A 22,576-nucleotide genomic window follows, 5' to 3' on the forward strand; every position below is an offset into this window, starting at 1 on the left:
GGTCTTATAATAAGACCAGTTGCACTGACGCGAGTCCAGTCCTATTTTAAGACCAGCCATGGATTATGGGGTAAAGGTTTTGAAACGAACAAGTCTGACGCAGGCGGAATGCCCGGTCGCCCGCTCGCTGGATGCGATCGGCGACTGGTGGTCCTTGTTGATCGTTCGCGACGCATTCGACGGCATCAGCCGTTTCGGCGAATTCCGCCGCAGTCTCGGCATCGCCAAGGGCATGCTGACGGCGCGGCTGCGCGATCTCGTCGATTGCGGCGTGCTGGAAACAGCGCCGGCATCGGATGGCAGCGCCTATCAGGACTATCTGCTGACGGAAAAGGGACGCGCGCTTTTCCCTGTCGTCGTCGCGCTGCGGCAATGGGGACAGGACCATCTCTACGCGCCCGGCGAGCAGCATTCCGTCCTGGTGGACGTTGCCACGGGGAGCGCGGTAGAGAAACTGGAGTTACGTTCGGCCGATGGCAAGGCGCTGGGGTGGAGCGATACGAGAGTTAGGAAGGTTTAGAGGCAGGATGCTGCGCCGGATGACCGCTTTCGCAAAAAGGGTCTCTTGAAAACTTGATTTTTAGTGTTTTTGCGTCCAATGTAGTCACGAATGACCACAAGGGGTAAGCGGATGTCGACGGTAAGTCTACGTGACGCAAAGGCTGGATTTTCAAACCTTGTCGATGAGGCGATTAAGGGCGAGTTCGTGACGATCACTCGGCACGGAAAACCGGTTGCAGCGCTCGTCAGTATCGAGGCGGCTGAAGCTGCAAAAAAAATCATGAACAAGTCGCGGCCGAATTTCGGCGAATATCTCATGACCTTTCCCGGTGGCGTGGAGCTTGAACGCAGTCCGTCGAAAATGAGAGATATCGATCCGTGAGCGGTTATCTGCTCGACACGAATGTCATCTCGAAATTTGCACCCGACAAACCGGGGCCGCCCGTCGCCTTGACCGCGTGGATGCGTGAGCAAGGCGCGGCAGACAGGCTATTTCTGTCCGCCATGACAATTGCGGAGATTGAGAAGGGGATCCGGAACCTTGAACGGCGCGGCGCCAGCGAAAAGTCGGCGCGGCTTCACCAGTGGCTGGAGGGGATTGTCTCATCATTCGATGACTGCATTCTGCCGATGGATATTACAGTTGCAAGGACCGCCGGAGCAATCGAAGATGAGGCCGCCGGAAGGGGCCGGCATCCCGGGCTTGGCGATGTCATCATCGCGGCCACGGCGAAGGCACATGGTCTAACGGTCGTCACGGAGAATATACGACACTTCGAGCCACTCGATGTGGTTGTTGAGCTTCCGGAAGGTTCGCACGCCAGCGAATAGGTGAAAAGAACGGGGGGTGGAATCTCTCCGCTCCTCAGCAAAATTCGCCCGCCCTAAAAATGGTGGAACTGACAAGCGCTTCGAACTGCCAACGCGATGCAAAGATACCCGGGTCGAGAAACTGCAGCTCTGCATTTCGACACCTTCATGATAACCGATTGCATTTTGCAAGCTGTTTGATTAACGTCAGGCAGCTTGAGAGTAGCGCTCCGTTTTGATTGAGGAAGATTGATATGGGTAAGGTCATCGTCTGGAATCTCGTCACCCTCGACGGCTATTTCGAAGGGGTGAAGAAATGGGATCTCGATTTCCACAGGCAGGCCTGGGGGCCGGAACTCGAGGCGTTGAGCAAGGAATTCGGCAAGAAGGCCGAAGCGCTGGTCTTTGGCCGGGTCACCTATGAGGGCATGAAGACCTATTGGACGACCGCGGACGACGACACCGAGGTTAAGGCCTACATGAACGCGCTTCCGAAGATCGTGGCCTCGCATACGCTGGAAGAATCGGACTGGAACAACACCCGCGTCGTCAAGGATATCGCCGGGGAACTTGCGCAATTGAAGCAGGCCACCGACAAGAACATCTACATCTTCGGCAGTGCCGACCTCGTTGCCTCGCTTTTGCAGGAAGATAATGTGATCGACGAGATCATGCTTTGCGTCGTACCGGTCCTGCTCGGCCAAGGGACACCGCTGTTCAAGCCCGCAGACCAGCGCAAGTCGTTCAAGCTGCTGGAATCCCAGCCGCTGTCATCGGGTGGAATTATCCTGCGATATGGGACTGAGAAATCGGCGGCTTAGCCGAGCAAATTGGCAAACCGCACCGAGTAGATCCGGTCCCGTCCGAGCATATGCGCCACGAGGTTCTGGTGGTCGAACAGGCCGCGCATGGCCTGGTGGCGCAGATCAAGGCCGCCGGTGGTGACGCCGAAGGCGGGCATGATCAGGCGGCGGCCGTCGGTGGCAAAGCAGGCGCGGCGCATGTATTTTTCGCGGCGGCGGACGGTGGCCGAGGGATGAAGGTGACCGGCGATTTCGCCTGCGGTGGCGTTCAGCGACGGTTCGTGGCGGAAGATCAGGCCGGAATGGCCGAGCTCATCCATCGATGTGCCGGGCAGGGCGGTGGTGCCGTCGGGATCATGGTTGCCGTTGATCCAGATCCATTCGCGGCCGCGCGCCATGGTTTCGATCATGCCGCGAAAAAGGTCTGGCATCAGGGCTGAACCGACGCGATCGTGAAAATTATCGCCAAGGCTGATGACGGTTTTCGGATTGTGGCGCGAGATCACCGCGTCGAGGATACGCAGCGTTGCCAGCGTATCGTAGGGTGGCAGCATCATGCCGCGCCGGGCAAAGGCCGAGCCTTTTTCCAGATGCAGATCGGAGACCACGAGAATATCGAGATCGGGCAGATAGAGGCCGCCGAGCGGATCGCAGACGCCGATCACACCGTTGACGACGATGCGGGCCGACAGCGCCGGATTGTCCGGAAGGGCAGAGATGGCATGGGCGATGCGGTGCATAGGGGTTCCGGCGCGGCGTTGCTTTTCAGTGTTTGATCAAGGTTTATGGCGATGCCGTGGCCAGCACGTCCGCAAACAGTTCGTCGGCCGCTTCGGCGAGCAAAAAGTCCTGTGCATCGCCATTGACCGCTTCCTTGCCGATTTCCAGCATGACCGGAACGGCCAGCGGCGAGATGCGGTCGAGCGGCCGATGGGTGATATGGCCCTTGATTCGCGACAGCATATCGCCAAGCCGCTCGATTTCCAAAAGCCCGGTGGAAGCGTCGTTGCGGGTGGCCTCCAGCAGGATGTGATCCGGCTCGTGGCTGCGCAGGACGTCATAGATGAGATCGGCTGAAACAGTCACCTGCCGCCCGCTCTTTTCCTTGCCGGGGTGCCGCTGGTCGATCAGCCCGGCGATGACGGCACAGTTGCGGAAGGTACGCTTCAAGAGGAAGCTTTCGTTCAGCCAGGCTTCGAGATCGTCACCCAGCATGTCCTCGTCGAACAGGTCGGCGAGCCTCGGCCGTCCGGAGGTAAAGGCCTCGCCTAGATCCTCCAGCCCCCACACGGCCAGCGAATAATCGGTGGCGACGAAGCCCAGAGGTTTGAGCCCGGCGCGATCGAGCCGCCGGGTGAGCAACATGCCGAGCGTCTGGTGGGCAAGCCGTCCTTCGAAGGCATAGATCACCATGTAATGGCGGCTGCCGCGCGGGAAGGTTTCGATTAAAAGCTCGTCCTCCTTCGGCAGCATCGAGAGGTTTTTCTGCAGCGACAGCCAGTCGCGCACCTGATCGGGCAGGGTGGCATGCCGGCTGGGGTCTGCAAGCATCTTGCGGACCTGCTGGGCAAGGTAGGTGGAGAGCGGAAACTTGCCGCCATTGTAGGAGGGAACTTTGGGGTCGAGCTTGTAGCCCTGGCTGACCAGGCATTCGCTTTCGCGGATGCCCTCGAAGCGCAGCACCTTGCCGGAAAACAGGAAGGTGTCGCCCGGCGACAGCATTTCGATGAAATATTCCTCGACCTTGCCGAGCGGCATGCCGCCACGACCGAGCGCCCCACGGGCATTGTGTTTGACCATGCGCACGTTGAGCATCGGCGATTCGATGATGGTACCGACATTGAGGCGGTATTGCTGGGCAATCACCGGATTGGATACGCGCCAAAAGCCTTCGGGTGTCTTGCGGATTTTGGCGTAGCGCTCATAGGCGCGAAGGGCATAACCGCCGGTGGCGACGAAATCGACGATGCGCTCGAAGGTTTCCCAGGTCAGAGTGGCATAGGGCGCGGCGCTGGTGATTTCGGCATAGAGTGCCAGTGGATCGAAGGGCGCGGCACAGGCCATGCCGAGCACATGCTGGGCGAGCACATCGAGCGCGCCCTTGCCGACCGGCGGGGTATCCTGCGCGCCGATATAGTTGGCGTCGAGGGCGGCCTGGCACTCCATCACTTCGAAACGATTGGCCGGCACCAGGATGGCGCGGCTTGGCTCGTCCATGCGGTGATTGGCGCGGCCGATGCGCTGGGCAAGGCGCGATGCCCCTTTCGGTGCACCGACATGGATGACCATATCGACATCGCCCCAGTCGATGCCGAGATCGAGCGTCGAGGTGGCGACCACAGCCCGCAATTTGTTTTCGGACATCGCTGCCTCGACCTTGCGCCGCTGGCCGACATCGAGCGAGCCGTGATGCAACGCAATCGGCAGATTGTCGTCGTTGATGGTCCAGAGTTCCTGGAAGACGCGTTCGGCCTGGCTGCGGGTATTGACGAACAGAAGCGTCGTTTTGGTCTCGCCGATCGCTTTGTAGATATCGCCGATGGCATAGGCGGCGGAATGGCCGGCCCAGGGCACCCGTTCATCCGTCCGCATGATCGAAATTTCCGGCCGGGCGCCGCCCGTGACGGTGATCAGCCCGGCATGATTGTTTTCGCCCTCTCTCTGGGGGGCAATCCAGCGCTGCAGGTCCATCGGATCGGCGACGGTGGCGGACAGGCCGATGGCCTGCATCGCTGGTGCCAGCTGACGCAGGCGGGCAAGGCCGAGCGAGAGAAGATGGCCGCGCTTCGAGGTGACCAGCGAATGCAGTTCGTCGAGCACCACATATTTCAGGTCCTTGAAGAAGCGCTCGGCCTCGCCATTGGCAAGCAGCAGCGCCACCTGTTCCGGCGTCGTCAGCAGGATATCCGGCGGATTGAGCTTTTGGCGCTGGCGTTTGGCGGCAGGGGTATCGCCGGTACGGTTTTCGATGCGGACCGGCAGGCCCATGTCGCCGACCGGCTTCATCAGGTTGCGCTCGATATCGACGGCGAGCGCCTTGAGCGGTGAGATATAGAGCGTGTGGATACCGGTGAAGGCCGAACCCGGCGGGATTTTTCCGCGTTCTGTCAGCGATACCAGCGAGGGCAGGAACCCCGCCAGCGTCTTGCCGGCGCCGGTCGGCGCGATGAGCAGCATGCTTTCGCCGCCCTGGACGCGGGAGAGAAGCTCCAGCTGATGCGCACGCGGCTGCCAGCCCTTCTCTGCGAACCAGCGCAGGAAGGGTGGGGGCAGGAGCAGGTGTGTCTCCCCGCGCGGGATGGAATCGATCTGGTTCACAGAGCGAAATGTAGTGCAAATGCCGGGGAAAAGAAGCGGGGCGGGGCACGCAACGGCAATTCAAGCGGAGAAATCAGGCGGGTGTGCCGGTCGCCAGAGGAGTGTAGGAGGGAAGTCCGGTTACGCTGCCTGTCCGGCCTTTGTCGTGTGCGCCGGGTTTGCATTTTGCCGCTGGTCAGTCGCGAGCGCAGACGGCGCATCGGCCCGATAGGCTTCGATACGGTTTCTGCCACGGCTCTTGGCCGCATACAGCGCCGTATCGGCCCTGCTCATCAGTTCCTGCATCGGCAGGCCGGTGCCGGCAATGGCTGTACCGGCGCTGATCGTGATGGGAATATCGATCTCACCCACTTTGACTTTCAACGACTGGACGGCAGTGCGCAGTCTCTCGGCAACAGTCTGGGGATCAAGGCCGGATGCGGCGGGCAGGTAGAGGCCGAATTCCTCACCGCCGAGCCGTGCGAAGATTTCATTGCGGCGCAGGTTCAGCGTCATTTCCTTGGCAGCTGAGGTCAGCACGATGTCGCCTGCGGCATGGCCGAAGGTGTCGTTGACGCGCTTGAAGTGATCGATGTCGATGATGATGAAAGCATCGCCCGCAAGTGGCGCGACTGGCAGCGCCAGGAAGAACCAGCGGCGATTGTGGATCTGCGTCAGCGCATCGGTGTCGAGCAGTGTCGTCAGCGTTGCCTCCACTCGTTCGTTGACGAAAATCAGTGAAAACAGGGCTATGGCGAAATGGCAGAGAATGAGCAGGAAGAATGCCTCACGCGGATGAACGGGGGCCGCGTCCGGGGCCACCAGACCCACAACGACGAACCCTGACAAGATCACCGCCACGGCGATCGCTGCAGCCAGAGCATATCTGGCCGACAGTTTTTCATGCCGGTCGTCGCGCAAAAGCGTCACGGCCGAGGCACTCAGAAACAGGATCGAACTGCCCTGGAAGATGCTTGCGCGCCAAACGCTATTGAGGTGAAATCCGCTCAGGAGCGCCGCTACGATGAGAACTGCAGGAATTGCCAATGCCAGCCAATCCCATGAACGCCGTTTGCTGGTGCTGCTGAGCATCCGCATTCCGATCCAGAAGACGGCATAGCCGAGGGTTCCGGTGGTAAAGCTCGACAATGCCCAGACGGAAAGCGGCAGAGCCTGCTTTTCACCGAGGCCCGCGAATGTCGAGGCAATGGCCAGAAGGATGAAGGCGACAGCAAGGATGCCAAGCCCGTGGCTGCTCGGCGATTGCCAGCGAACATACAAGAAGCACAGCGCACCAATGAAAAATGACGACTTGTGAAGGAGCAGTACGGTCGCGAGGTCCAAGGCTGGTGTCATCCGAAGGTTATGGCATTTGAGGTGCCGTGTACCATGCTTCGATTACTGAAACCTGAAATATGCTCGCAAAGCCTTGGCTAGGCTGGCGCGCGCCGCTGCCAATGACGGGATGGCAACAACACCTATGCCGAGGCCCCCGCGTTCCAGCGCTTCTGCATTTCCTCCGGTGTCACTTGTTCGATGGTCTGCGACAGCATCCAGCGATGGCCGTAGGGATCAAGCACCTGCGCCACACGCTCGCCAAAACTCTGATCCGCGGCCGGGCGCAACAGCGTCGCTCCAGCGGATACGGCCTGCGCTACGGCGGCATCAGTTGAGCCGGTGTCGATGTGGAAGGTGACGGGCGATCCGCCGATCGTGTCGGGCGACAGGGCGCCGAAGTCCGGATATTCATCGGCCAGCATCATCGCCGTCTCGCCGAAGCGCAGTTCGGCATGGCCGATGCGGCCGTCGGAAGGGTCGGTCATCCGGAAGATCTCCTCCGCGCCAAAAGCCTGGCGGTAGAATTCGATGGCCTGGGCCGCATTCTTCACGACGAAATAGGCACTGACTTTGCGGGCAATGGTTATCATCGGATGATCCTCCTTGACTGGGTCGTATATTAACGTTACGTATCGTAATGATATGAGTCAAGACAGAAATACACAACCGAAAAAACGCGGCCGCCCGCCGAGTGAGGCCGCACAAAGGCGAGCGCTTGAGGTCGCCCATGATATCCTGATGGCGGAAGGTTTTGGCCGCCTGACGATCGAGGCGGTGGCGGCGCGCTCCGGCGTCGGCAAGCCGACGATCTATCGCTCCTGGGCGAATGCGCAGGAACTGGCGATGGCTGCGTTGCTGGTCAGTCCGATGCCGGAAGCCGAGGCGAAGGGGGCGACGGCGGACGTCGCGCTTAATGCGCAGATGCGCGGTCTGGTGACGGCATTCGCCAGCACGCGCGGCCGCCAGATCACCATGGCGCTGGCGGCGGCAGACCCGGAAAGCGAATTCACCAAGGCATTCCGCAATCAGGTGATCCTGTCGAGCCGCAATGCCGGCCGCGGCATCCTCGAGCAGGCACTGGCCCGGGGCGAGATCACGCAGCCGATTGATCTGGAGGCCCTGCTCGACATGATCTACGGGCCGGTGTTCTTCCGGCTTTTGGTCGGGCATCGCCCGGTTTCGCTGGAATTCGGCGATGCGGTGGTGGCCACCGCCCTGCGTGCCGTAGCACCTTCAGGGGTGTAACGGCCCGCCTTCTCACATCGCGATATAGCGGTCCTTGCGGTGGTTCATCGCCAGCGTGATGTTCATGACGACGGCGCCGGCGATCGAGCAGGCGATGATGTAGGGGCTGGCAAGGAAGAACGAGCAGGCGACGATGGCGCCGTCGAAGCCGAGCTGGACAAGGCCGGCGCGCCAGCCGAAGCGATCCTGCAGATAGAGCGCCAGAATGCCGATGCCGCCAAGGCTGGCGCGGTGGCGGAACAGGGCGAGCAAGCCCGCGCCAACCACAAGGCCTGCAAACAGCGCGCCGATCAGCGGATCGACATGGGTGATCCCCAACGCGCGCGGCAGGACCTCGGACATGGCGGATGTCAGGGCGACGGCAATGAAGGTCTTCACGGTGAAGGCTAGGCCCATGCGACGGAAGGCCAGATAATAGAACGGCAGGTTCACCGCAAAGAAGCAGGCGCCAAAGCTGAAGCCCGTCGCGTAGTGGACGAGAAAGGCGATGCCGGGCGTACCGCCGGTCAAAAGTCCGGCGCTGGAGAACAGCGTGATGCCAAGCACGGCCAGCATGCTGCCGGAGATCACGCCCTGTGCATCGTCAACAACCGAATGCCGCTCGGCGCTCGAATTCATCAAAGCCGCAAAGGCAGATTTTGCTGGTGTTGCCATCATCGTCACTGTTTCCCGTCGTCCGTATCATGCCCTTCTATCCTCCGATTTTGCGAACGCAAGCTCTGTGACGAATTTCACCGCTTGACGGCCGAAATAATCGTAGATATAAATTATCCACGATACAAAACGGAGGTAAGGCGATGAAGATGGGTGAGGGGGTCGAGCAGGCTATTCACAGCGTTGCCATGCTGTCCGGTCTTTCCGAAGGCGGGGTTTTGTCTGCGGCTGCGATCGCCGAGTTTCATGGTGTGTCGACCAGCTATCTGCTCAAGCATCTGCAGTCGCTGTCGGGTGCCGGCATTCTCGATACGGTGCCTGGCCCGAAGGGCGGATACCGGCTGGCGAGACCGGCGGAGAAAATCACACTGCTCGACATAGTGCTTGCCGTCGAAGGTGCGGCACCTGCCTTCCGGTGCGGCGAAATCCGTCAGCGCGGACCGAACCCGGTCGCCAATCATTTCTTTTCCAAGCCCTGCAATATCTCGGCCACCATGCTGAGAGCCGAGCGCGTCTACAGGGCAGAACTGGCCAAGACCACGATTGCCGATCTCGGCGTGCAACTCGCCGAAATCGACGATGGATCGATCGCAGCAAGGGGCTGCGCCTTCCTTGAAATTCACGAACGCAAAACGGCTCGCTGAGCCATCAACACAGGAGAAGACCCATGCAAACCCGTTTCAACTTCGCCAAAGTTTCGCCTGCCGCCTACAAAGCCGTCGCTGCGCTGGAGCAGTATGTTCAGGAGAGCAATCTTGAGCGCCGCTTCATCCACCTGATCAAGCTGCGGGCGTCGCAGATCAACGGCTGCGCCTACTGCGTCGATATGCACGTCAAGGAATCCCGCCATGACGGCCTGAGCGAGCAGTGGATCAACCTGTTGTGCGTCTGGCGTGAATCGCCTGTTTATGACGTCCGCGAGCGGGCTCTGCTCGGCTGGGTCGATGCCGTTACCAATATTGCCCAGACCGGCGCGCCGGACGACGTTTTCAATACGCTGAAGGAGCGTTTCACCGAAGCCGAAATCACCGACATCACGGTTGCCATCGGCGCGATCAACGTCTGGAACCGGTTGGCTGTCGGCTTCCGCTCGCAGCATCCGCTGGACAAGGTGGCAAAGGCCGCCTGATCATCAAAACAGCTACGGCGCTGCGCATCCGCAACAGGTGCGGTGCCGGAGAGCGGGAAGGGTTCATTGCTTGTCCCGCTCTCACTTCCGATGCAAAAGGTTGGATGAGGGAGCAGCCGGTGCCGCCCTTGGCGTTGGCGCAGCGCAATCCTTGAAGAATGCGCCATTGGCCCCCTCATCACCTCGCTTTGTACGCGACGTCTCCTCCGCCTGGAGGACGTGCGCTTTACAAAGCGATATAGCGGTCGGCGCGGTGGTTGATGGTCAGGAACAGATTGAGCACGACGGCACCCAGCACCGAATAGAATACGACCGGTGGTGTGGTGACGAAGAAAGCGGCTGCTAGCACGCAGAGATCGATAGCAAGTTGCACCAAACCCGCGCGGATGCCGAAGCGCTCCTGCATGTAGATGCCGAGAATGCCGACGCCGCCGAGGCTGGCGCGATGACGATAGAGCGCCAGAACGCCGTAACCCAGAAGCAGACCGCCAAGAAGTGCCGCCCAGGCCGGATGGATGCTGGCAATCTCGAACACCTGGCTTTGCACATTGGTCAAAAGCGAGGTGATGGCGATAGCGATAAAGGTCTTTACCGTGAAGGCCATGCCGAGACGTTTCCACGACAGATAAAAGAACGGCAGGTTGAGCACGAAGAAGGCCAGACCGAAATTGACGTCGAGCGCATAGTGTAAAAGGAACGCGACACCGGCGGTGCTGCCCGTCAAAAGGCCAGCGCTGGCGAGAACATAGAGGCCAAGGGCTGCAACGAGGCTGCCCGAAAAAATGCCCTGAACGTCCTCGACGGGCGTGTGGCGCGTCGCGCTGGTATTCAAGAAACCAAGGGCATTGACGATGCTCATGTCGCGATCTCCGAAGACGGCCAGACGGCGCCCGGGGAAACCCGAACGGCCGTGAAGGGAATGAATGAAGGTGCAGATGCGCCGGCAGTCCTTCGACCGTGGCGCCTGTGTGCAGTGCAGCATTTATCGGGAATCTGTGCGTCGTAATCAAGCAAAATACGTAAGCAATGCTGACCTATTTCAACTTCGCAAGAAAACTGCGCTCAAGCCGATGTGCGCGTAAGGAACAGAATGCCAGAGACCGGTTTGCCGCCATCATTGCGAATGGTCGTTTTGCTGATCGCAAGAATTTCGAGCCCAAAGCGCTTGCAGAGGCCTTCGATGTAGGTTTCCGAATGGGCGTAACGCAGCGACGGCCGCAAAATGAAATCGCCTTGCGCATCCGCATCCTCGACGGAAAAGGCAAACAGGCCGCTGCTGCCCAAGAGCTGCGACGCGATGATGAAGACGCTGTCGAGATTGCCGAGATACATCAGGACATCGGCGGCGCTGACCAGATCGGCACGGTGGTCCGGCATGTTCGAAAATAGCCCTGAGGTTTCCGGCGGCATTGAAAGATCGGCCTGCGCGAGACGGTCATAACACCCCTTGCCCTCCGCCTTTGCCAGCATGTTGCCGGACAGGTCGAACCCCTCCAGCCGCGCCGCCCTGTCACGGATGCGCTCGCCAAACAGGCCGGTGCCGCAGCCGAGGTCGACCACATTGGCAAACCGCGCTTCGCCCGTGTGGCCGGTAATCAGTGCTGCCAGCTTCTCCGGAACGGTGTAATCCAGCTTTTCGACCAGTGCCCTGTCAAAGCGGTCGGCATAGTCGTCAAATAACTGCGCCACATAGAGGCTCGACGGTTGGTCGGGTGTTTCGGCGCCGCCGAGAAGGGCGAGTTTCAGGCCGGCGCCAAAGATATCATCCGGATTGAGGTCGAGAACTTTGCGCAAGGCAGCGACCGCCGCCTCTTTGCGGCCGGATTTCTCCTCATAGTCGGCAAGACGGAACCAGCCGGCCGCCCAATCGGGCACAAGCTCCAGCGCCTGGGTCATCAGGTCGGCTGCATCCGCATGATCGCCGCTATCGGCAAGCATATGCGCATATTCGGCGCGGCGGTCGGCGATGAGATCGCCGGAAGAAAGCTGGTTGAGCGTCATGGTTCCGGGTCTCGGTTATGCGCCGCCGATCGACGGTCTGGGCTTCATGCGCTTGTCGCGTGCAAGTGCAGAAATGGCAAGCGGCGATTTGACGGCAATGTTGACGGCTTGCAGCGGGCGCCATGGCGGCCTATGTGAAGAAAAACAGGAGAATTGTGGGCCATGGCCGATGGAGTGAACAGGTTTCTGGGCGATTCGCCCCTTCGGGTGCTCGTCAAGCTGTTGGTGGTCTCGGTCATCGTCGGCTTTGTCATGGCCGTTTTCGGCTGGACGCCCTATGGCATCTTCTACACCGTCCGGGATTTCGTCCTCGATCTCTGGCATTCCGGCTTCGCAGCCCTTGGCCGCGTTGGCGATTACCTACTGCTCGGTGCCGCCGTGGTGATCCCGGTGTTCATCATCCTGCGTATCCTCAGCTACCGGCGGTAACATGCACGATCAGAACTCTCTTGCCTCCCGCCGCACGTTTCTGCGGGCGGGCGCAATTTTCTCGCTTGGTCTGCTCGCCAGTTGCGGTACGCCCAAGATTACCCCGAGTGGCAATGGCAGCGACCAGACCGACGCGACGCTGGGCTACATCAACGATCTCAGAAAACAAAAGGGCCTGAAGCCGCTGGCGCGCGATCCGGCAGCAGCGCAAGCGGCCCTGTCGCAGGCCGCCCGCATGGCCAAGGCCGGTAAGATGTCGCATCTGATCGGCATGGGCGACAGTTTTCTCGCCCGCATGAAGGGTGACAGTGTGGCGCTGCCTGCGGCCGAAAACATCGCCGTCGGCCAGGACAGTGCCGAAAAGGCCTATGCCGCCTGGTTCAATTCGCCCAAGCACCTGGAAAATATGCTGGGGCCGAACTACAGCGGCCTCGGCGTCGCCGTGATGCGGAACCCAGCCTCCGGAAACCGGCCCTATTGGGCCATGGTGCTCTCGACCGGTTGATCGGGTTCAGGCGTTTTTGGATGCCCAATAATCGGTGCGGCTGCCGCGGATGTCGCTGATCGAGGTCAATGCTTCACGGTCGCAAAGCGCTGACAGCCCCCGGACGATCTTGCCCGGCAGCGATGGACCCTCGTAGACCATGCAGGAATAGAGCTGCACCAGATTGGCGCCGGCGCGGATTTTTTCAGCTGCAGTTTCGGCCGAGGAGACGCCGCCGACGCCGACGATCGGCAGATCGGGGCCGACGCGCTTGCGCATCTTGGCGAGCACGACGGTGGATTTTTCAAACAGCGGCTTGCCGGACAGGCCGCCGCTTTCCCTGGCCTGCCGCTGGTCCTTCAGCCCGTCGCGTGACAGCGTCGTGTTGGAAACGATCAGGCCGTCGAGATGATGCTCCAGCACCACTACGGCAATATCGTCCATGCCGTCTTCAGTCAGATCCGGTGCGATCTTCAGGAATACCGGCACGCGGATACCAGCCTTCCTGGCTTCGTCATCGCGGGCGGCAAGGACCGAGGAGAGCAGGGCGCCCAGGCTTTCGCGCGCCTGCAGGTCGCGCAGGCCCGGTGTGTTCGGCGAAGAGATATTGGCAGTTAAATAGCGGGCGACGCCGTAGAAGGTGCGGATACCGGTGACGTAATCGGCGATGCGATCGGCGCTGTCCTTGTTTGCACCGATATTGACGCCAATCATCGCCTTGCGATCGCAGGCCTTGAGGCGCTGAAGCGCGGCCTGATGGCCCTCGTTGTTGAAGCCGAGGCGATTGATCACCGCCTCATCCTCGACCAGCCGGAAGATGCGCGGCTTGTCGTTGCCTGTCTGCGGCTTTGGCGTCACAGTCCCGATCTCGGTGAAACCGAAACCAAGTTTCAGCAACGCTTCCGGCACGTCGGCATTCTTGTCGTAACCGGCAGCAAGGCCAATCGGATTGGCGAAGGCGAGACCGGCGACGGTCTGCGTCAGGCGCGGATCGGCGGGTGCTGCGCAGGCCGGAACGAGGCCGGTCTTCAGCCCCTTGATCGACAGGCCATGGGCCGCTTCCGGATCAAGCAGAAAGAGACCGCGGCGGGCAAGCGACTGGAAGGCATCGATCATTGGTCAAGCTCCGGGAAGACATGGCTGCCATCAGCGCCAAACGGCAGCGGCTTTTCCCAAATGACTGCATCAAGCGGCAAAGTGGCAAAGAGATGGGGAAACAAGGCGCCACCGCGCGAGGCCTCGTAGACCAGCCTGTCGCCCAGCTTTTCGCCATCAACGGCAACAAGCAGCAGGCCGTGCTGACCGGCGAAATACAGGGCGGCGGTTTCCCTGACCTGTTCACCGGTCGAAAAATGGATGTAACCGTCGGTGAGATCGATCGGAGCGCCCTTGAATTCTCCGCTTTCGCGCGCATCCTGCCATAGAGTTGCCGGAACGATTTTATAAATGATGCTACGCATGCCGCCGTTTCCTGAAAGCTTGGACGATACTCTTTGCGGGATTGCCGCAATCTTCTGCGAATGTCCACCGGCAAGCGTGACGGGACCCTGATTTTTGGGGGGCACCGGATTTTATCGAGCGAGGAGAATGTTATGAACAGGATGCTGATGCCGGTGGTAACCCTTGGTGGCGTGCTTGCGGCGTTTGCCGCCTTGGCACAGGAGCCGGCGCCCGGGCGCTATGCCATGCAGAAGACCGACAGCGGCATCGCGCGGCTGGACACGCAGACCGGCGAGGTATCGCTGTGCCAGGAAAAGAACGGCGACATCGTCTGCCGGATGGCGGCCGACGAGCGCACCGCCTTCGAGCTGGAACTGGATTTGCTCACCAAGCGCGTCGAAACCCTGGAAAAGACCGCATCAGAAGGCCCATTTGGCATCAAACCACGGCTTCCGACGAAGGAAGAGATTGACCAGACGATGGGCGTCATGGAAAGAATGATGCGCAGTTTCATGGGAATTGTGAAAGATCTGGAAAGCGGGGAAACGCCGCCGTCTGACAAGACGGAGGACGTGCCTCAAAAGACCTGACCGGATCTGGACGGCACAGCGGATGAATTGGAGGATTTTTCCGCCGTGACGGGCCTGCGGGCCGTGCTCTTGGGAGGGAGCGTCATGACGTCAGGCTTGACCATCATCATTGCGGACGATCACCCGCTGTTTCGCGGCGCCATGCGCCAGGCTTTGGCGGGCATGCCCGGCAACCCGGCAATCATCGAGGCCGGTGATTTCACCTCGGCACGGCAGGCGGCGATCGACAATATATCGGTCGATCTGATGCTGTTGGACCTGACGATGCCGGGTGTCAGTGGACTTTCGGGGCTGATTGCACTCCGGGCCGAATTCCAGAGCCTGCCGGTGATGATCGTCTCTGCCCATGACGACCCGGCGACCATCCAGCGCGCCCTCGAACTCGGCGCCTCGGGGTTCCTCTCCAAATCCGCAGGCATCGACGAAATCCGCCAGGGGATAGATACGGTGATGGCCGGCGATATCTTCACACCACCGGGTTTTCAGCGCGGTATGGAGCACGAGCCGGAAGTGGCAGCATTGCTGCACCGGCTGCAGACGCTCACCCCGCAGCAATCACGCGTGCTCGGCATGCTCGCCGAAGGCCTGCTCAACAAGCAGATCGCCTACGAACTCGGCGTCTCCGAGGCGACCATCAAGGCGCATGTCTCGGCGATCCTCCTGAAGCTCAACGTCGACAGCCGCACGCAGGCAGTCATTCAACTGGGCAAGATTTCCGCTGTGGCGGCTTGAGGCAAAGCCGGTCGCCCGGGGTCATTTTTTGATAGCTGGAAACTTTCCTCCGTCATGGCTGTGCTGGTCACAGGCATCCAGCCACCGCGCGTCGGCGCGGTGAAAGACCGTTTCTTAACGGCCGGCCGAGTTTTGGCGTCATGGGCATGGCACACTGGATCCTCGCCACAAGGGCGAGGAGGACGGGAGGGGGAGTTTTCCACCCTCAAAACAAATCTGCTACTCAGCCGCCGCCTTCATCGACACCGACAGCTGTGTCAGCCAGGCTCGCATCGAGGCTGGACGGACGGGTTTGTTTTGCAGGGTGATACCGTCCCGCTCGGCGCTGGCGCGTACTTCCGGGGAGCGGTCGGCTGTGACCAGCAGCGACGGGATGTCGGTGCCGAAATAAAGCCGGATGGCCTGGATCATGTCGATGCCGGTGCCGTTGTCCAGGTGGTAGTCGGCAATGATCGCGTTGGGGCGATGGCTTTGGACGGTTAGGTCCTGCTGCCAGATATCGAGGGACGGCGTGGTTGCGACGTTGCATCCCCAGCCCTCCAGAAGCAGTTTCATGCCCTCCAGGATCAGCGGTTCGTTATCGATGCAGAGCACGCGCATGCCATGCAGTGGCTCGGCAGTGCGAAGAGGCTCGGACGGCGCGGCCTTGACGCTGCCGGCGGCTGTGCGGTCGATCGGCATCCGCACGCGAAAGCGGGTGCCTCTGCCGGGTTTGGATTGCAGGTCGACGCTATGGTTGAGAACACGCGAGATGCGGTCGACGATCGACAGGCCAAGACCGAGCCCGGATGCGGTCTTGGCGCCTTCGTCGAGGCGGGCGAATTCCTTGAAAACGGTGCGAAATTTGGACGCCGGAATACCGATGCCGGAATCGAGAACCTGGATGACGGCATCGCCACCCTCACGGCGCACGCCCACCAAAACCTTGCCTGTCAATGTGTATTTGATCGCGTTGGAGACAAGGTTTTGCACAAGGCGGCGCAAGAGATTGGGGTCGGTGCGCACCGTCAGCGATGTCGGCATGACGGTCAGCTTCAGATTTGCGGCGCGGGCGACCGGCGCAAAATCGGTCTCGATGCGGCGCAGCAGGTCGTTCAACGGTACGGACTGCAGGCGTGGTTTCATCGCGCCGGTATCGAGCCGGGAGATGTCGAGAACAGCGCCAAGGATGGTTTCGACCGATTCCAGCGACGAATCGATATTTTGGACCAGCACACTGTTTTCCGATTCGCCGAGACGCTCGACCAGTGACGACGAATAGAGGCGGGCGGCATTCAGCGGCTGCAGGATATCGTGACCGGCAGCGGCGAAAAAACGCGTCTTGCCGATATTGGCCTCTTCGGCGGCGGCACGCGCCTCGGCCACCTCCTTGTTGACGCGGGTAAGCTCGCCGGTGCGCTCGGCAACGCGCAGTTCCAGCGTCTCGTTCGCCTGTTTCAGCGCCATATCGGCCGCAACGCGCTGGGTAATATCGGTATAAGTAGTGACGATGCCCTTGTCGGGCATGGCATTGGTGCGCACCTCGATGATCCGCGCCCCGCCCGAGAGTTCGAGCAGGAACGGTTTGTCGAGGGTGAGGAAGTCGGCGACCAGCCGCTTGCCGTCCTCCCTGCGAATATCGCCGCGCTGGGTGAGCATGGAAACGATATCCGCCAAGGGGAAGCCGACCTGGCCAGCGCTTTCCGGCAGGTCGAGCAGCTGGCGGAAACGGCGGTTCCAGATGATCAGGTTGTTGGAGCTGTCGAAAACAGCAATACCCTGGTCCATCTGCGACAGAGCCGTCTGCAGCATGTCCTGATTGTACTGCAGCGCCTCCGATGCCTGATCGAGCAGCCACGCGGTATCCGATGACGTGTCGTCCAGCCGCTGCAGTACCAGCGACAGCACCAGCCGGGCAGAAGACGAACCGATGGCGCTGCCAAGCAGCTGTTCGGAAAAATGGATCAGTCCCATATCGGCCGGTAGGTGATCTTCCAGCCAGCGTCCCGACTGGCGTTCATAGGTCTGGAACGAGCGCTGCATTCGTTCCTGGCCGAGATAACGCGCAATCGTCGTTTTGAGGTCGAGAACGGTAATCTTGGTCTTGCGGCCGCGAAACGCTTTTTCGGTGCGCGATTTGCGGCGGATGAACACGCCGGCCTGCAGCCGCTCCAGCGGTTTTGGCGCGCGGGTGAGCGAGCCGATGACATAGGCCATCACATTGACCAGCAGGCTAAGCGCCGAGGCATTCACCAGCGGATCGGCTTCGGGGCCGGAAAAGATCGAGGTGAACGGGAAAAGGAAACCGAGAACGGTTGCTGCGACATGCGAATTATCCGGACCGCCAAGACTTGGCAGAAACAACAGATAGGCCCAGACGATAAAGCCGAGCGTCATGCCGGCAATAGCACCACGGGCGTTTGCCTGGCGCCAGACAAGGCCGCCAAAAAAGGCCGGTGCCATCTGCGAGATGGCGGCAAAGGCGAGAAGGCCAAGCGAGGCGAGGCCCGAACTCATATCGGCAGAGCGGTAGTAGGCGTAACCGAGCAGCAGCACCACGAAGATCGCCGTGCGCCGGACGTTGAGCAATGTACCGGCCACATCCTGTGAGCCTCCACGGCCCGTCAGATTGCGCCGCAGGAATACCGGCATGATGATATCGTTGGAGATCATGATCGACAGCGCCACGGACGCAACGATGACCATGGCGGTCGCTGCGGAAAAACCGCCGATGAAGGTGATCATGGTCAGTACCGGTATATCTGCGGCCAGCGGTAGCGTCAGCAGATAGAGATCGGCATCGCCGGTGCCGGCAAAGGTCAGCACGCCGCCGATCGCGACCGGCAGCACGAACAGGTTGATGGCGACGAGATAGATCGGAAACAGGATGCCGGCTGTGCGCAGGTCCTTTTCCGTCCTGTTTTCGACCACCGTCACATGGAACTGCCGGGGCAGCATGATGATGGCAAAGGCCGACAGGACGATGAGCAGGATCCAGCGTGGCAACGGCGTCTGGTAGTGTAGCGCCGTCATCACCTGCTGGTTGGCAAGTGCCTTGGCCCACAGGTCGCTCGGGCCGTCGAACAGAAAGAAGACGACATAGATCCCGGCGGTGACCAGAGCCAGAAGCTTGACCACCGATTCCATGGCGATCGCCAAGATCAGCCCGTCCTGATGCTCGGTCGCATCGGTATGGCGCGTGCCGAAAACAATGGCGAAGCAGGCAAGGAAGAGCGTCACCAGCAGCGGCAGGTCGATGAAGTCCTGGCCGGAACCAATGTCGTAACCGCTGGTATCGACCATTGCCGATACCGAACTCGACACGGCCTTGAGCTGCAGCGCGATATAGGGAATGGCGCCGATCAGCGAGATCAGCGCAACGATGGCGGCGACCATCGGGTTCTTGCCGTAGCGGGCGGCAATGAAATCGGCGACCGAGGTCAGTTTTTCGGCCTTGGCGAGCGCGATGATCCGGCGGATCACCGGCAGGCCGATGGTGAACATCAGGATCGGGCCGATATAGATGCCGGTGAACTCCAGGCCGCGCTCTGCGGCAAGACCGACGCCGCCGAAATAGGTCCAGGAGGTGCAGTAGATCGCCAAGCTCAAGGCATAGACCAGCGGTCTGCCCTTTCCGGCAGGATCAGTCTTGCGCGCCTTGCGATCGCCGTAGCTTGCCACCGCAAACAACAGCAGCAGATAAGCAAAGGCAGCCCCGAAAATGATCGAGCCCGAGAGCATGTCTCCTCCTTGTCCTCCACCAGAGCATAGGACAAGACGGACGTGAAGAAAATCGGGGCGGCCTAAGCCTTAAGTCACAGAAACCGCGCCTCTTTCTCCGTTCAATCGTGATAGGAGGGCGCCGCGCTATTTTTGATTGCGCGATTTACAAGATTTCGATTTCGGCTAGCATCCACTGTGCATCCGGCTGCGTAGAACAGGCAGGCGCAGTTGGTTTTAGGCCACAGACAAGGAGAGAGTAATGCTGAATGAATTCAAGGCATTTATTGCCCGGGGCAATGTCATGGACCTTGCCGTCGGTATCATCATCGGCGGCGCGTTCACGCTGATCGTCAATTCGCTGGTCGGCGACATCATCATGCCGGTCATCGGCGCCATCACCGGCGGCCTTGATTTCTCTAATTTCTTCTTCGCGCTCTCCCCCGCAGTAACGGCAACGTCTCTTGCTGCGGCACGCGAGCAGGGTGCAGTCTTTGCCTATGGCAACTTTCTGACCGTGGTTATCAACTTCCTCATTCTCGCCTGGATCATTTTCCTGATGGTCAAGGCCGTCAACAAGATGCGCGTTTCGCTGGAAAAGCAGAAGAACGAAGAGCCGGCAGCACCGCCACCGGTGGATGTTCAGCTTCTGACCGAAATCCGCGACCTGTTGAAAACGCAGCGCGTATAAAACACGGTTTGGTGATGTCCGGCCGATACCGATACATCACCAAAATCGATAAATCCGTCACTGAATATCGCGTGATCGTGATGTGAAAAACGGCTAGAAGCGGCGGGCAACTAGAGCGTCGCGTGCCCAATTGGGCGCGCAAAGGTCGCTCTAGCAGTTTTAAGCTGCGCATAACCCTTCCAAAAATCGGTTCCGATTTTCGGGGTTATGCGCGAGGAGCCCGCCGATGACCATACTTGCCAGCCTCAGCCCCCGATCCCTTTCTGCCCCGGAAAGCGGCATCGTTGAACTGGTCAATTATGCGCGCGGGCGCGATGGGCTGATCCCGCTCTGGGTCGGTGAAGGCGATCTGCCGACGCCGGATTTCATCTCGCAGGCAGCGCAGGATTCGCTAAAGGCCGGCGAAACCTTCTACACCTGGCAGCGCGGTATTCCGCAACTGCGCGAAGCCCTGTCGCGCTATTACCAGCGGCATTTCGGCAAGACGCTGTCATCAGACAATTTTTATGTGACCGGATCCGGCATGCAGGCGATCAAGCTGGCCATCGAGGCTGTGACCTCTCCGGGCGACGACATGGTGTTTCTGACCCCGGCCTGGCCGAACTTTGCCGCCAGCGCCGAATTGTCCGGTGTGCGCCCGATTGCCGTGCCGCTCAGCTTCGAAGACGGAAAGTGGCAGCTCGACATCGGCAAGCTAGAGGCGGCGATCACGGAGAAGACGCGGGCACTGTTCGTCAACACGCCGTCCAATCCCACTGGCTGGACAGCCACGCATGACGATCTGAAAGCCATTCTGGCTTTGGCGCGCAAACATGGTCTTTGGATCATCGCCGACGAGATCTATGCGCTCTATTCCTACAATGACGATCGCGCGCCGTCCTTTCTCGACGTGATGGAAGAGGACGAGCGCATCCTGTTCGTCAATTCCTTCTCGAAGAACTGGTCGATGACCGGCTGGCGGGCCGGCTGGATCGTGGCGCCGCCGGCAGCCGGCCAGGTGCTGGAAAATCTGATCCAGTATTCGACATCCGGCGTGGCGCAGTTCATCCAGGCGGGCGCCGTGGTGGCGCTTGACCAGGGTGATGCGTTTGTCGCGGAAAACGTCGCCAAGGCAACCCGCTCCCGCGACCTTTTGTGCGATGCACTGATCGCTACCAACCGGGTGCAGACGTTGAAGCCCGACGGCGCGATCTATGCCTTCCTGAAGATCGATGGCGTCACCGATGCCCGGCGCGCGGCCCTCGATATCGTCGACAAGACCGGCGTCGGCCTTGCACCCGGAACCGCCTTCGGCGAGGGCGGATCGTTGTTTATGCGTGCCTGTTTCCTGCGCGATCCCAAGCAGATCGCCATCGCGGCCGAACGGCTGGCGGGCTATATCGCTGCGCTCTGATCCTGCTTTGACCGCTCTATAGTGCACATAATCCTTGTGCATCGCGCCGTGAACGGGTTTTATCCCGCTCACGTGAACAGCGCAGGAGCAGGCAATGGCGGTATTGGTAACGGGCGGCGGCGGATATATCGGCAGCCACATGGTCTGGGCATTGCTCGATGCTGGCGAACAGGTCGTCGTTATCGACCGCCTGTCGACCGGCTTTCGCTGGGCAATCGCGCCGGAAGCCCGTTTCTATGAAGGCGATATCGCTGACACGGCCCTGATGCAGCAGATCTTTGCCGACAACGACATCGATTCCATCATTCATTTCGCCGGCTCGATCGTCGTGCCGGAATCGGTTGCCGATCCACTCGGCTATTACGAGAACAACACGGTCAAATCGCGCAGCCTGATCGCCAGTGCGGTCGCAGCCGGTATCCCCTATTTCGTGTTTTCCTCGACGGCGGCGGTGTACGGCACGCCGGACGTGCTGGAGCCGGTGACGGAGAGCGTCAACCTCAAGCCGGAATCGCCCTACGGTTCATCGAAGTTGATGACCGAGATCATGCTGCGCGACACTGCGGCTGCACATGCATTCACCTATACCGCGTTGCGCTATTTCAACGTCGCCGGTGCCGATCCGAAAGGACGCAGCGGCCAATCTTCCGCACTTGCCACCCATCTGATCAAGGTCGCCTGCGCCACCGCGCTTGGCAAACGCCAGTCGATGAGCGTCTTCGGCACTGATTATCCGACCCCAGACGGAACCTGCGTGCGCGACTATATCCATGTCTGGGACCTGGTTCAGGCACATCTGAAGGCCCTGCAGCGCATGCGCGCCGGCGGTGGATCGCTGGCCGCCAATTGCGGCTATGGCCACGGTTTCTCGGTGCTCGAAGTGCTCGACGCCGTGCGTGAGGTGCATGGCGAAGACTTTCCTGTCACATTCTCCGAGCGTCGCGCAGGAGACCCTGCGATGATCGTCGCCAATCCCGCACTGGCCAAGCAGGAGCTTGGCTGGGTGCCACAGTATGACGATCTGAACGGTATCATCCGCAGCGCGCTGGATTGGGAATTGCACCTGATGCGGAAGAATTCCTTCTGATATCCGGTGTGTTTAGAGCCTGTTCGGTTGATGCCGGGCAGGCGGCCGGCTGTGCCCATACGGCCTCTCCAGTTTGACGACAGCTTCACCCTCTAGGGTATCGGTCAGAATAGACTGACTGGACCTAGAGCATGATGGAGTTTTCGCGCCTTAAAAACCGTTTGACCGCAAGGGCTAGGCCCCTGCAGTCGAAGGCGGCGCGTGGCCCCGGTTCTGCTCCATCGGTGCCTAACTGCAATCCTGCTTCCTCTCG

General features: G+C 60.4%; 24 protein-coding genes. 14 read left to right on the plus strand and 10 right to left on the minus strand.

All coding sequences use genetic code 11. The annotated features are described in order from the left end of the window. The first annotated feature begins 79 nt into the window (after positions 1 to 79). The 4 genes from ACQY8Q_RS15585 (at position 80) to ACQY8Q_RS15600 (ending at position 2,132) form a co-directional block, all read left to right on the plus strand. Positions 80 to 520 carry a winged helix-turn-helix transcriptional regulator gene (locus ACQY8Q_RS15585; protein WP_428427400.1) on the plus strand — a complete coding sequence of 147 codons (441 nt, stop codon included), beginning with the start codon at positions 80 to 82 and terminating at the stop codon, positions 518 to 520. A gap of 111 nt (positions 521 to 631) precedes the next feature. Beyond that, entirely contained in the window at positions 632 to 883 is a 252-nt protein-coding gene (locus ACQY8Q_RS15590) for a type II toxin-antitoxin system Phd/YefM family antitoxin (protein ID WP_428427401.1), read from the plus strand. Continuing rightward, positions 880 to 1,332, plus strand: coding sequence for a type II toxin-antitoxin system VapC family toxin (locus ACQY8Q_RS15595; protein WP_428427402.1), 453 nt, complete (start codon positions 880 to 882; stop codon positions 1,330 to 1,332). The genes ACQY8Q_RS15590 and ACQY8Q_RS15595 overlap by 4 nt, the downstream gene beginning before the upstream one ends. A 233-nt stretch (positions 1,333 to 1,565) precedes the next feature. Beyond that, entirely contained in the window at positions 1,566 to 2,132 is a 567-nt protein-coding gene (locus tag ACQY8Q_RS15600) for a dihydrofolate reductase family protein (RefSeq protein WP_428427403.1), read from the plus strand. On the opposite strand, the gene pdeM is transcribed toward ACQY8Q_RS15600, so the two are convergent. The 4 genes from pdeM to ACQY8Q_RS15620 all read right to left on the minus strand — a co-directional run bounded on the left by pdeM (position 2,129) and on the right by ACQY8Q_RS15620 (position 7,339). Next, positions 2,129 to 2,854 carry a ligase-associated DNA damage response endonuclease PdeM gene (gene pdeM, locus ACQY8Q_RS15605; protein ID WP_428427404.1) on the minus strand — a complete coding sequence of 242 codons (726 nt, stop codon included), beginning with the start codon at positions 2,852 to 2,854 and terminating at the stop codon, positions 2,129 to 2,131. The two genes, ACQY8Q_RS15600 and pdeM, sit on opposite strands and share 4 nt — an antisense overlap. Positions 2,855 to 2,897: 43 nt before the next feature. Continuing rightward, positions 2,898 to 5,432 carry a ligase-associated DNA damage response DEXH box helicase gene (locus ACQY8Q_RS15610; protein WP_428427405.1) on the minus strand — a complete coding sequence of 845 codons (2,535 nt, stop codon included), beginning with the start codon at positions 5,430 to 5,432 and terminating at the stop codon, positions 2,898 to 2,900. Positions 5,433 to 5,552: 120 nt separating this feature from the next. After that, complete coding sequence (locus ACQY8Q_RS15615) at positions 5,553 to 6,755, minus strand: GGDEF domain-containing protein (RefSeq protein ID WP_428427406.1); 1,203 nt, start codon at positions 6,753 to 6,755, stop codon at positions 5,553 to 5,555. A gap of 134 nt (positions 6,756 to 6,889) precedes the next feature. After that, the gene (locus ACQY8Q_RS15620; protein ID WP_428427407.1) at positions 6,890 to 7,339 is read right to left on the minus strand and encodes a VOC family protein; all 450 of its coding nucleotides are present in this window, start codon (positions 7,337 to 7,339) and stop codon (positions 6,890 to 6,892) included. Between the two features lie 52 nt (positions 7,340 to 7,391). Between ACQY8Q_RS15620 and ACQY8Q_RS15625 the strand changes: the two genes are divergently transcribed. Further along, positions 7,392 to 7,994 (plus strand): TetR-like C-terminal domain-containing protein, encoded by a 603-nt coding sequence (locus tag ACQY8Q_RS15625; protein WP_428427408.1) that lies wholly within the window; start codon positions 7,392 to 7,394, stop codon positions 7,992 to 7,994. A 12-nt stretch (positions 7,995 to 8,006) separates the two neighbouring features. On the opposite strand, the gene ACQY8Q_RS15630 is transcribed toward ACQY8Q_RS15625, so the two are convergent. Beyond that, entirely contained in the window at positions 8,007 to 8,648 is a 642-nt protein-coding gene (locus ACQY8Q_RS15630; RefSeq protein WP_113317514.1) for a YitT family protein, read from the minus strand. Between the two features lie 143 nt (positions 8,649 to 8,791). Here ACQY8Q_RS15630 and ACQY8Q_RS15635 point away from each other — a divergent pair, with 143 nt between their 5' ends. Together ACQY8Q_RS15635 and ACQY8Q_RS15640 are read left to right on the plus strand one after the other, a co-directional pair. After that, positions 8,792 to 9,292, plus strand: a complete 501-nt coding sequence (locus ACQY8Q_RS15635; RefSeq protein ID WP_428427409.1) for an RrF2 family transcriptional regulator — start codon at positions 8,792 to 8,794, stop codon at positions 9,290 to 9,292. 23 nt (positions 9,293 to 9,315) lie between these two features. Next, entirely contained in the window at positions 9,316 to 9,777 is a 462-nt protein-coding gene (locus ACQY8Q_RS15640; protein WP_428427410.1) for a carboxymuconolactone decarboxylase family protein, read from the plus strand. A gap of 226 nt (positions 9,778 to 10,003) precedes the next feature. On the opposite strand, the gene ACQY8Q_RS15645 is transcribed toward ACQY8Q_RS15640, so the two are convergent. Further along, a complete protein-coding gene (locus ACQY8Q_RS15645; RefSeq protein ID WP_428427411.1) occupies positions 10,004 to 10,636 on the minus strand; it encodes a YitT family protein in 633 nt (210 codons plus the stop codon). A gap of 203 nt (positions 10,637 to 10,839) precedes the next feature. Then, positions 10,840 to 11,778 carry a tetratricopeptide repeat protein gene (locus tag ACQY8Q_RS15650; protein WP_428427412.1) on the minus strand — a complete coding sequence of 313 codons (939 nt, stop codon included), beginning with the start codon at positions 11,776 to 11,778 and terminating at the stop codon, positions 10,840 to 10,842. A 162-nt stretch (positions 11,779 to 11,940) separates the two neighbouring features. Between ACQY8Q_RS15650 and ACQY8Q_RS15655 the strand changes: the two genes are divergently transcribed. Beyond that, the gene (locus ACQY8Q_RS15655; protein WP_428427413.1) at positions 11,941 to 12,207 is read left to right on the plus strand and encodes a DUF6460 domain-containing protein; all 267 of its coding nucleotides are present in this window, start codon (positions 11,941 to 11,943) and stop codon (positions 12,205 to 12,207) included. Position 12,208: 1 nt separating this feature from the next. Further along, positions 12,209 to 12,712, plus strand: a complete 504-nt coding sequence (locus ACQY8Q_RS15660) for a CAP domain-containing protein (protein WP_428427414.1) — start codon at positions 12,209 to 12,211, stop codon at positions 12,710 to 12,712. Positions 12,713 to 12,718: 6 nt separating this feature from the next. Here the strand turns inward: ACQY8Q_RS15660 and ACQY8Q_RS15665 are convergent, their stop codons facing one another. Then, entirely contained in the window at positions 12,719 to 13,807 is a 1,089-nt protein-coding gene (locus ACQY8Q_RS15665) for a quinone-dependent dihydroorotate dehydrogenase (protein ID WP_428427415.1), read from the minus strand. Beyond that, positions 13,804 to 14,151: a DUF952 domain-containing protein gene (locus ACQY8Q_RS15670; RefSeq protein ID WP_428427416.1), complete on the minus strand. Its 348-nt coding sequence runs from the start codon at positions 14,149 to 14,151 to the stop codon at positions 13,804 to 13,806. The genes ACQY8Q_RS15665 and ACQY8Q_RS15670 overlap by 4 nt, the downstream gene beginning before the upstream one ends. Positions 14,152 to 14,283: 132 nt before the next feature. On the opposite strand from ACQY8Q_RS15670, the gene ACQY8Q_RS15675 reads away from it, so the two are divergent. Together ACQY8Q_RS15675 and ACQY8Q_RS15680 are read left to right on the plus strand one after the other, a co-directional pair. Continuing rightward, entirely contained in the window at positions 14,284 to 14,721 is a 438-nt protein-coding gene (locus ACQY8Q_RS15675; RefSeq protein ID WP_428429795.1) for a hypothetical protein, read from the plus strand. Between the two features lie 84 nt (positions 14,722 to 14,805). Next, positions 14,806 to 15,453, plus strand: coding sequence for a response regulator transcription factor (locus tag ACQY8Q_RS15680; protein WP_428427417.1), 648 nt, complete (start codon positions 14,806 to 14,808; stop codon positions 15,451 to 15,453). Positions 15,454 to 15,672: 219 nt separating this feature from the next. Here ACQY8Q_RS15680 and ACQY8Q_RS15685 read toward each other — a convergent pair whose 3' ends face one another. Beyond that, positions 15,673 to 19,173: a NahK/ErcS family hybrid sensor histidine kinase/response regulator gene (locus ACQY8Q_RS15685; protein ID WP_428427418.1), complete on the minus strand. Its 3,501-nt coding sequence runs from the start codon at positions 19,171 to 19,173 to the stop codon at positions 15,673 to 15,675. A gap of 241 nt (positions 19,174 to 19,414) precedes the next feature. Between ACQY8Q_RS15685 and mscL the strand changes: the two genes are divergently transcribed. From mscL to galE, 3 genes are all read left to right on the plus strand, one after another. After that, a complete protein-coding gene (gene mscL / locus ACQY8Q_RS15690; protein WP_428427419.1) occupies positions 19,415 to 19,843 on the plus strand; it encodes a large conductance mechanosensitive channel protein MscL in 429 nt (142 codons plus the stop codon). 226 nt (positions 19,844 to 20,069) lie between these two features. Beyond that, positions 20,070 to 21,236 (plus strand): pyridoxal phosphate-dependent aminotransferase, encoded by a 1,167-nt coding sequence (locus tag ACQY8Q_RS15695; protein ID WP_428427420.1) that lies wholly within the window; start codon positions 20,070 to 20,072, stop codon positions 21,234 to 21,236. 94 nt (positions 21,237 to 21,330) lie between these two features. Then, positions 21,331 to 22,323, plus strand: a complete 993-nt coding sequence (gene galE / locus ACQY8Q_RS15700) for a UDP-glucose 4-epimerase GalE (RefSeq protein ID WP_428427421.1) — start codon at positions 21,331 to 21,333, stop codon at positions 22,321 to 22,323. Positions 22,324 to 22,576 lie beyond the last annotated feature (253 nt).

The organism is Pararhizobium sp. (genome assembly GCF_965279435.1).
GTDB lineage: Bacteria > Pseudomonadota > Alphaproteobacteria > Rhizobiales > Rhizobiaceae > Pararhizobium.

Coding starts and splice junctions, on each gene's coding strand:
- mscL (WP_428427419.1), top strand. CDS start 19,415: ATGCTGAATGAATTCAAGGCATTTATTGCCCGGGGCAATGTCATGGAC.
- pdeM (WP_428427404.1), bottom strand. CDS start 2,854: ATGCACCGCATCGCCCATGCCATCTCTGCCCTTCCGGACAATCCGGCG.
- ACQY8Q_RS15655 (WP_428427413.1), top strand. CDS start 11,941: ATGGCCGATGGAGTGAACAGGTTTCTGGGCGATTCGCCCCTTCGGGTG.
- ACQY8Q_RS15650 (WP_428427412.1), bottom strand. CDS start 11,778: ATGACGCTCAACCAGCTTTCTTCCGGCGATCTCATCGCCGACCGCCGC.
- ACQY8Q_RS15695 (WP_428427420.1), top strand. CDS start 20,070: ATGACCATACTTGCCAGCCTCAGCCCCCGATCCCTTTCTGCCCCGGAA.
- ACQY8Q_RS15670 (WP_428427416.1), bottom strand. CDS start 14,151: ATGCGTAGCATCATTTATAAAATCGTTCCGGCAACTCTATGGCAGGAT.
- ACQY8Q_RS15630 (WP_113317514.1), bottom strand. CDS start 8,648: ATGGCAACACCAGCAAAATCTGCCTTTGCGGCTTTGATGAATTCGAGC.
- ACQY8Q_RS15620 (WP_428427407.1), bottom strand. CDS start 7,339: ATGATAACCATTGCCCGCAAAGTCAGTGCCTATTTCGTCGTGAAGAAT.
- ACQY8Q_RS15660 (WP_428427414.1), top strand. CDS start 12,209: ATGCACGATCAGAACTCTCTTGCCTCCCGCCGCACGTTTCTGCGGGCG.
- ACQY8Q_RS15665 (WP_428427415.1), bottom strand. CDS start 13,807: ATGATCGATGCCTTCCAGTCGCTTGCCCGCCGCGGTCTCTTTCTGCTT.
- ACQY8Q_RS15640 (WP_428427410.1), top strand. CDS start 9,316: ATGCAAACCCGTTTCAACTTCGCCAAAGTTTCGCCTGCCGCCTACAAA.
- ACQY8Q_RS15625 (WP_428427408.1), top strand. CDS start 7,392: ATGAGTCAAGACAGAAATACACAACCGAAAAAACGCGGCCGCCCGCCG.
- ACQY8Q_RS15675 (WP_428429795.1), top strand. CDS start 14,284: ATGAACAGGATGCTGATGCCGGTGGTAACCCTTGGTGGCGTGCTTGCG.
- ACQY8Q_RS15685 (WP_428427418.1), bottom strand. CDS start 19,173: ATGCTCTCGGGCTCGATCATTTTCGGGGCTGCCTTTGCTTATCTGCTG.
- ACQY8Q_RS15590 (WP_428427401.1), top strand. CDS start 632: ATGTCGACGGTAAGTCTACGTGACGCAAAGGCTGGATTTTCAAACCTT.
- ACQY8Q_RS15600 (WP_428427403.1), top strand. CDS start 1,566: ATGGGTAAGGTCATCGTCTGGAATCTCGTCACCCTCGACGGCTATTTC.
- ACQY8Q_RS15635 (WP_428427409.1), top strand. CDS start 8,792: ATGAAGATGGGTGAGGGGGTCGAGCAGGCTATTCACAGCGTTGCCATG.
- ACQY8Q_RS15645 (WP_428427411.1), bottom strand. CDS start 10,636: ATGAGCATCGTCAATGCCCTTGGTTTCTTGAATACCAGCGCGACGCGC.
- ACQY8Q_RS15680 (WP_428427417.1), top strand. CDS start 14,806: ATGACGTCAGGCTTGACCATCATCATTGCGGACGATCACCCGCTGTTT.
- galE (WP_428427421.1), top strand. CDS start 21,331: ATGGCGGTATTGGTAACGGGCGGCGGCGGATATATCGGCAGCCACATG.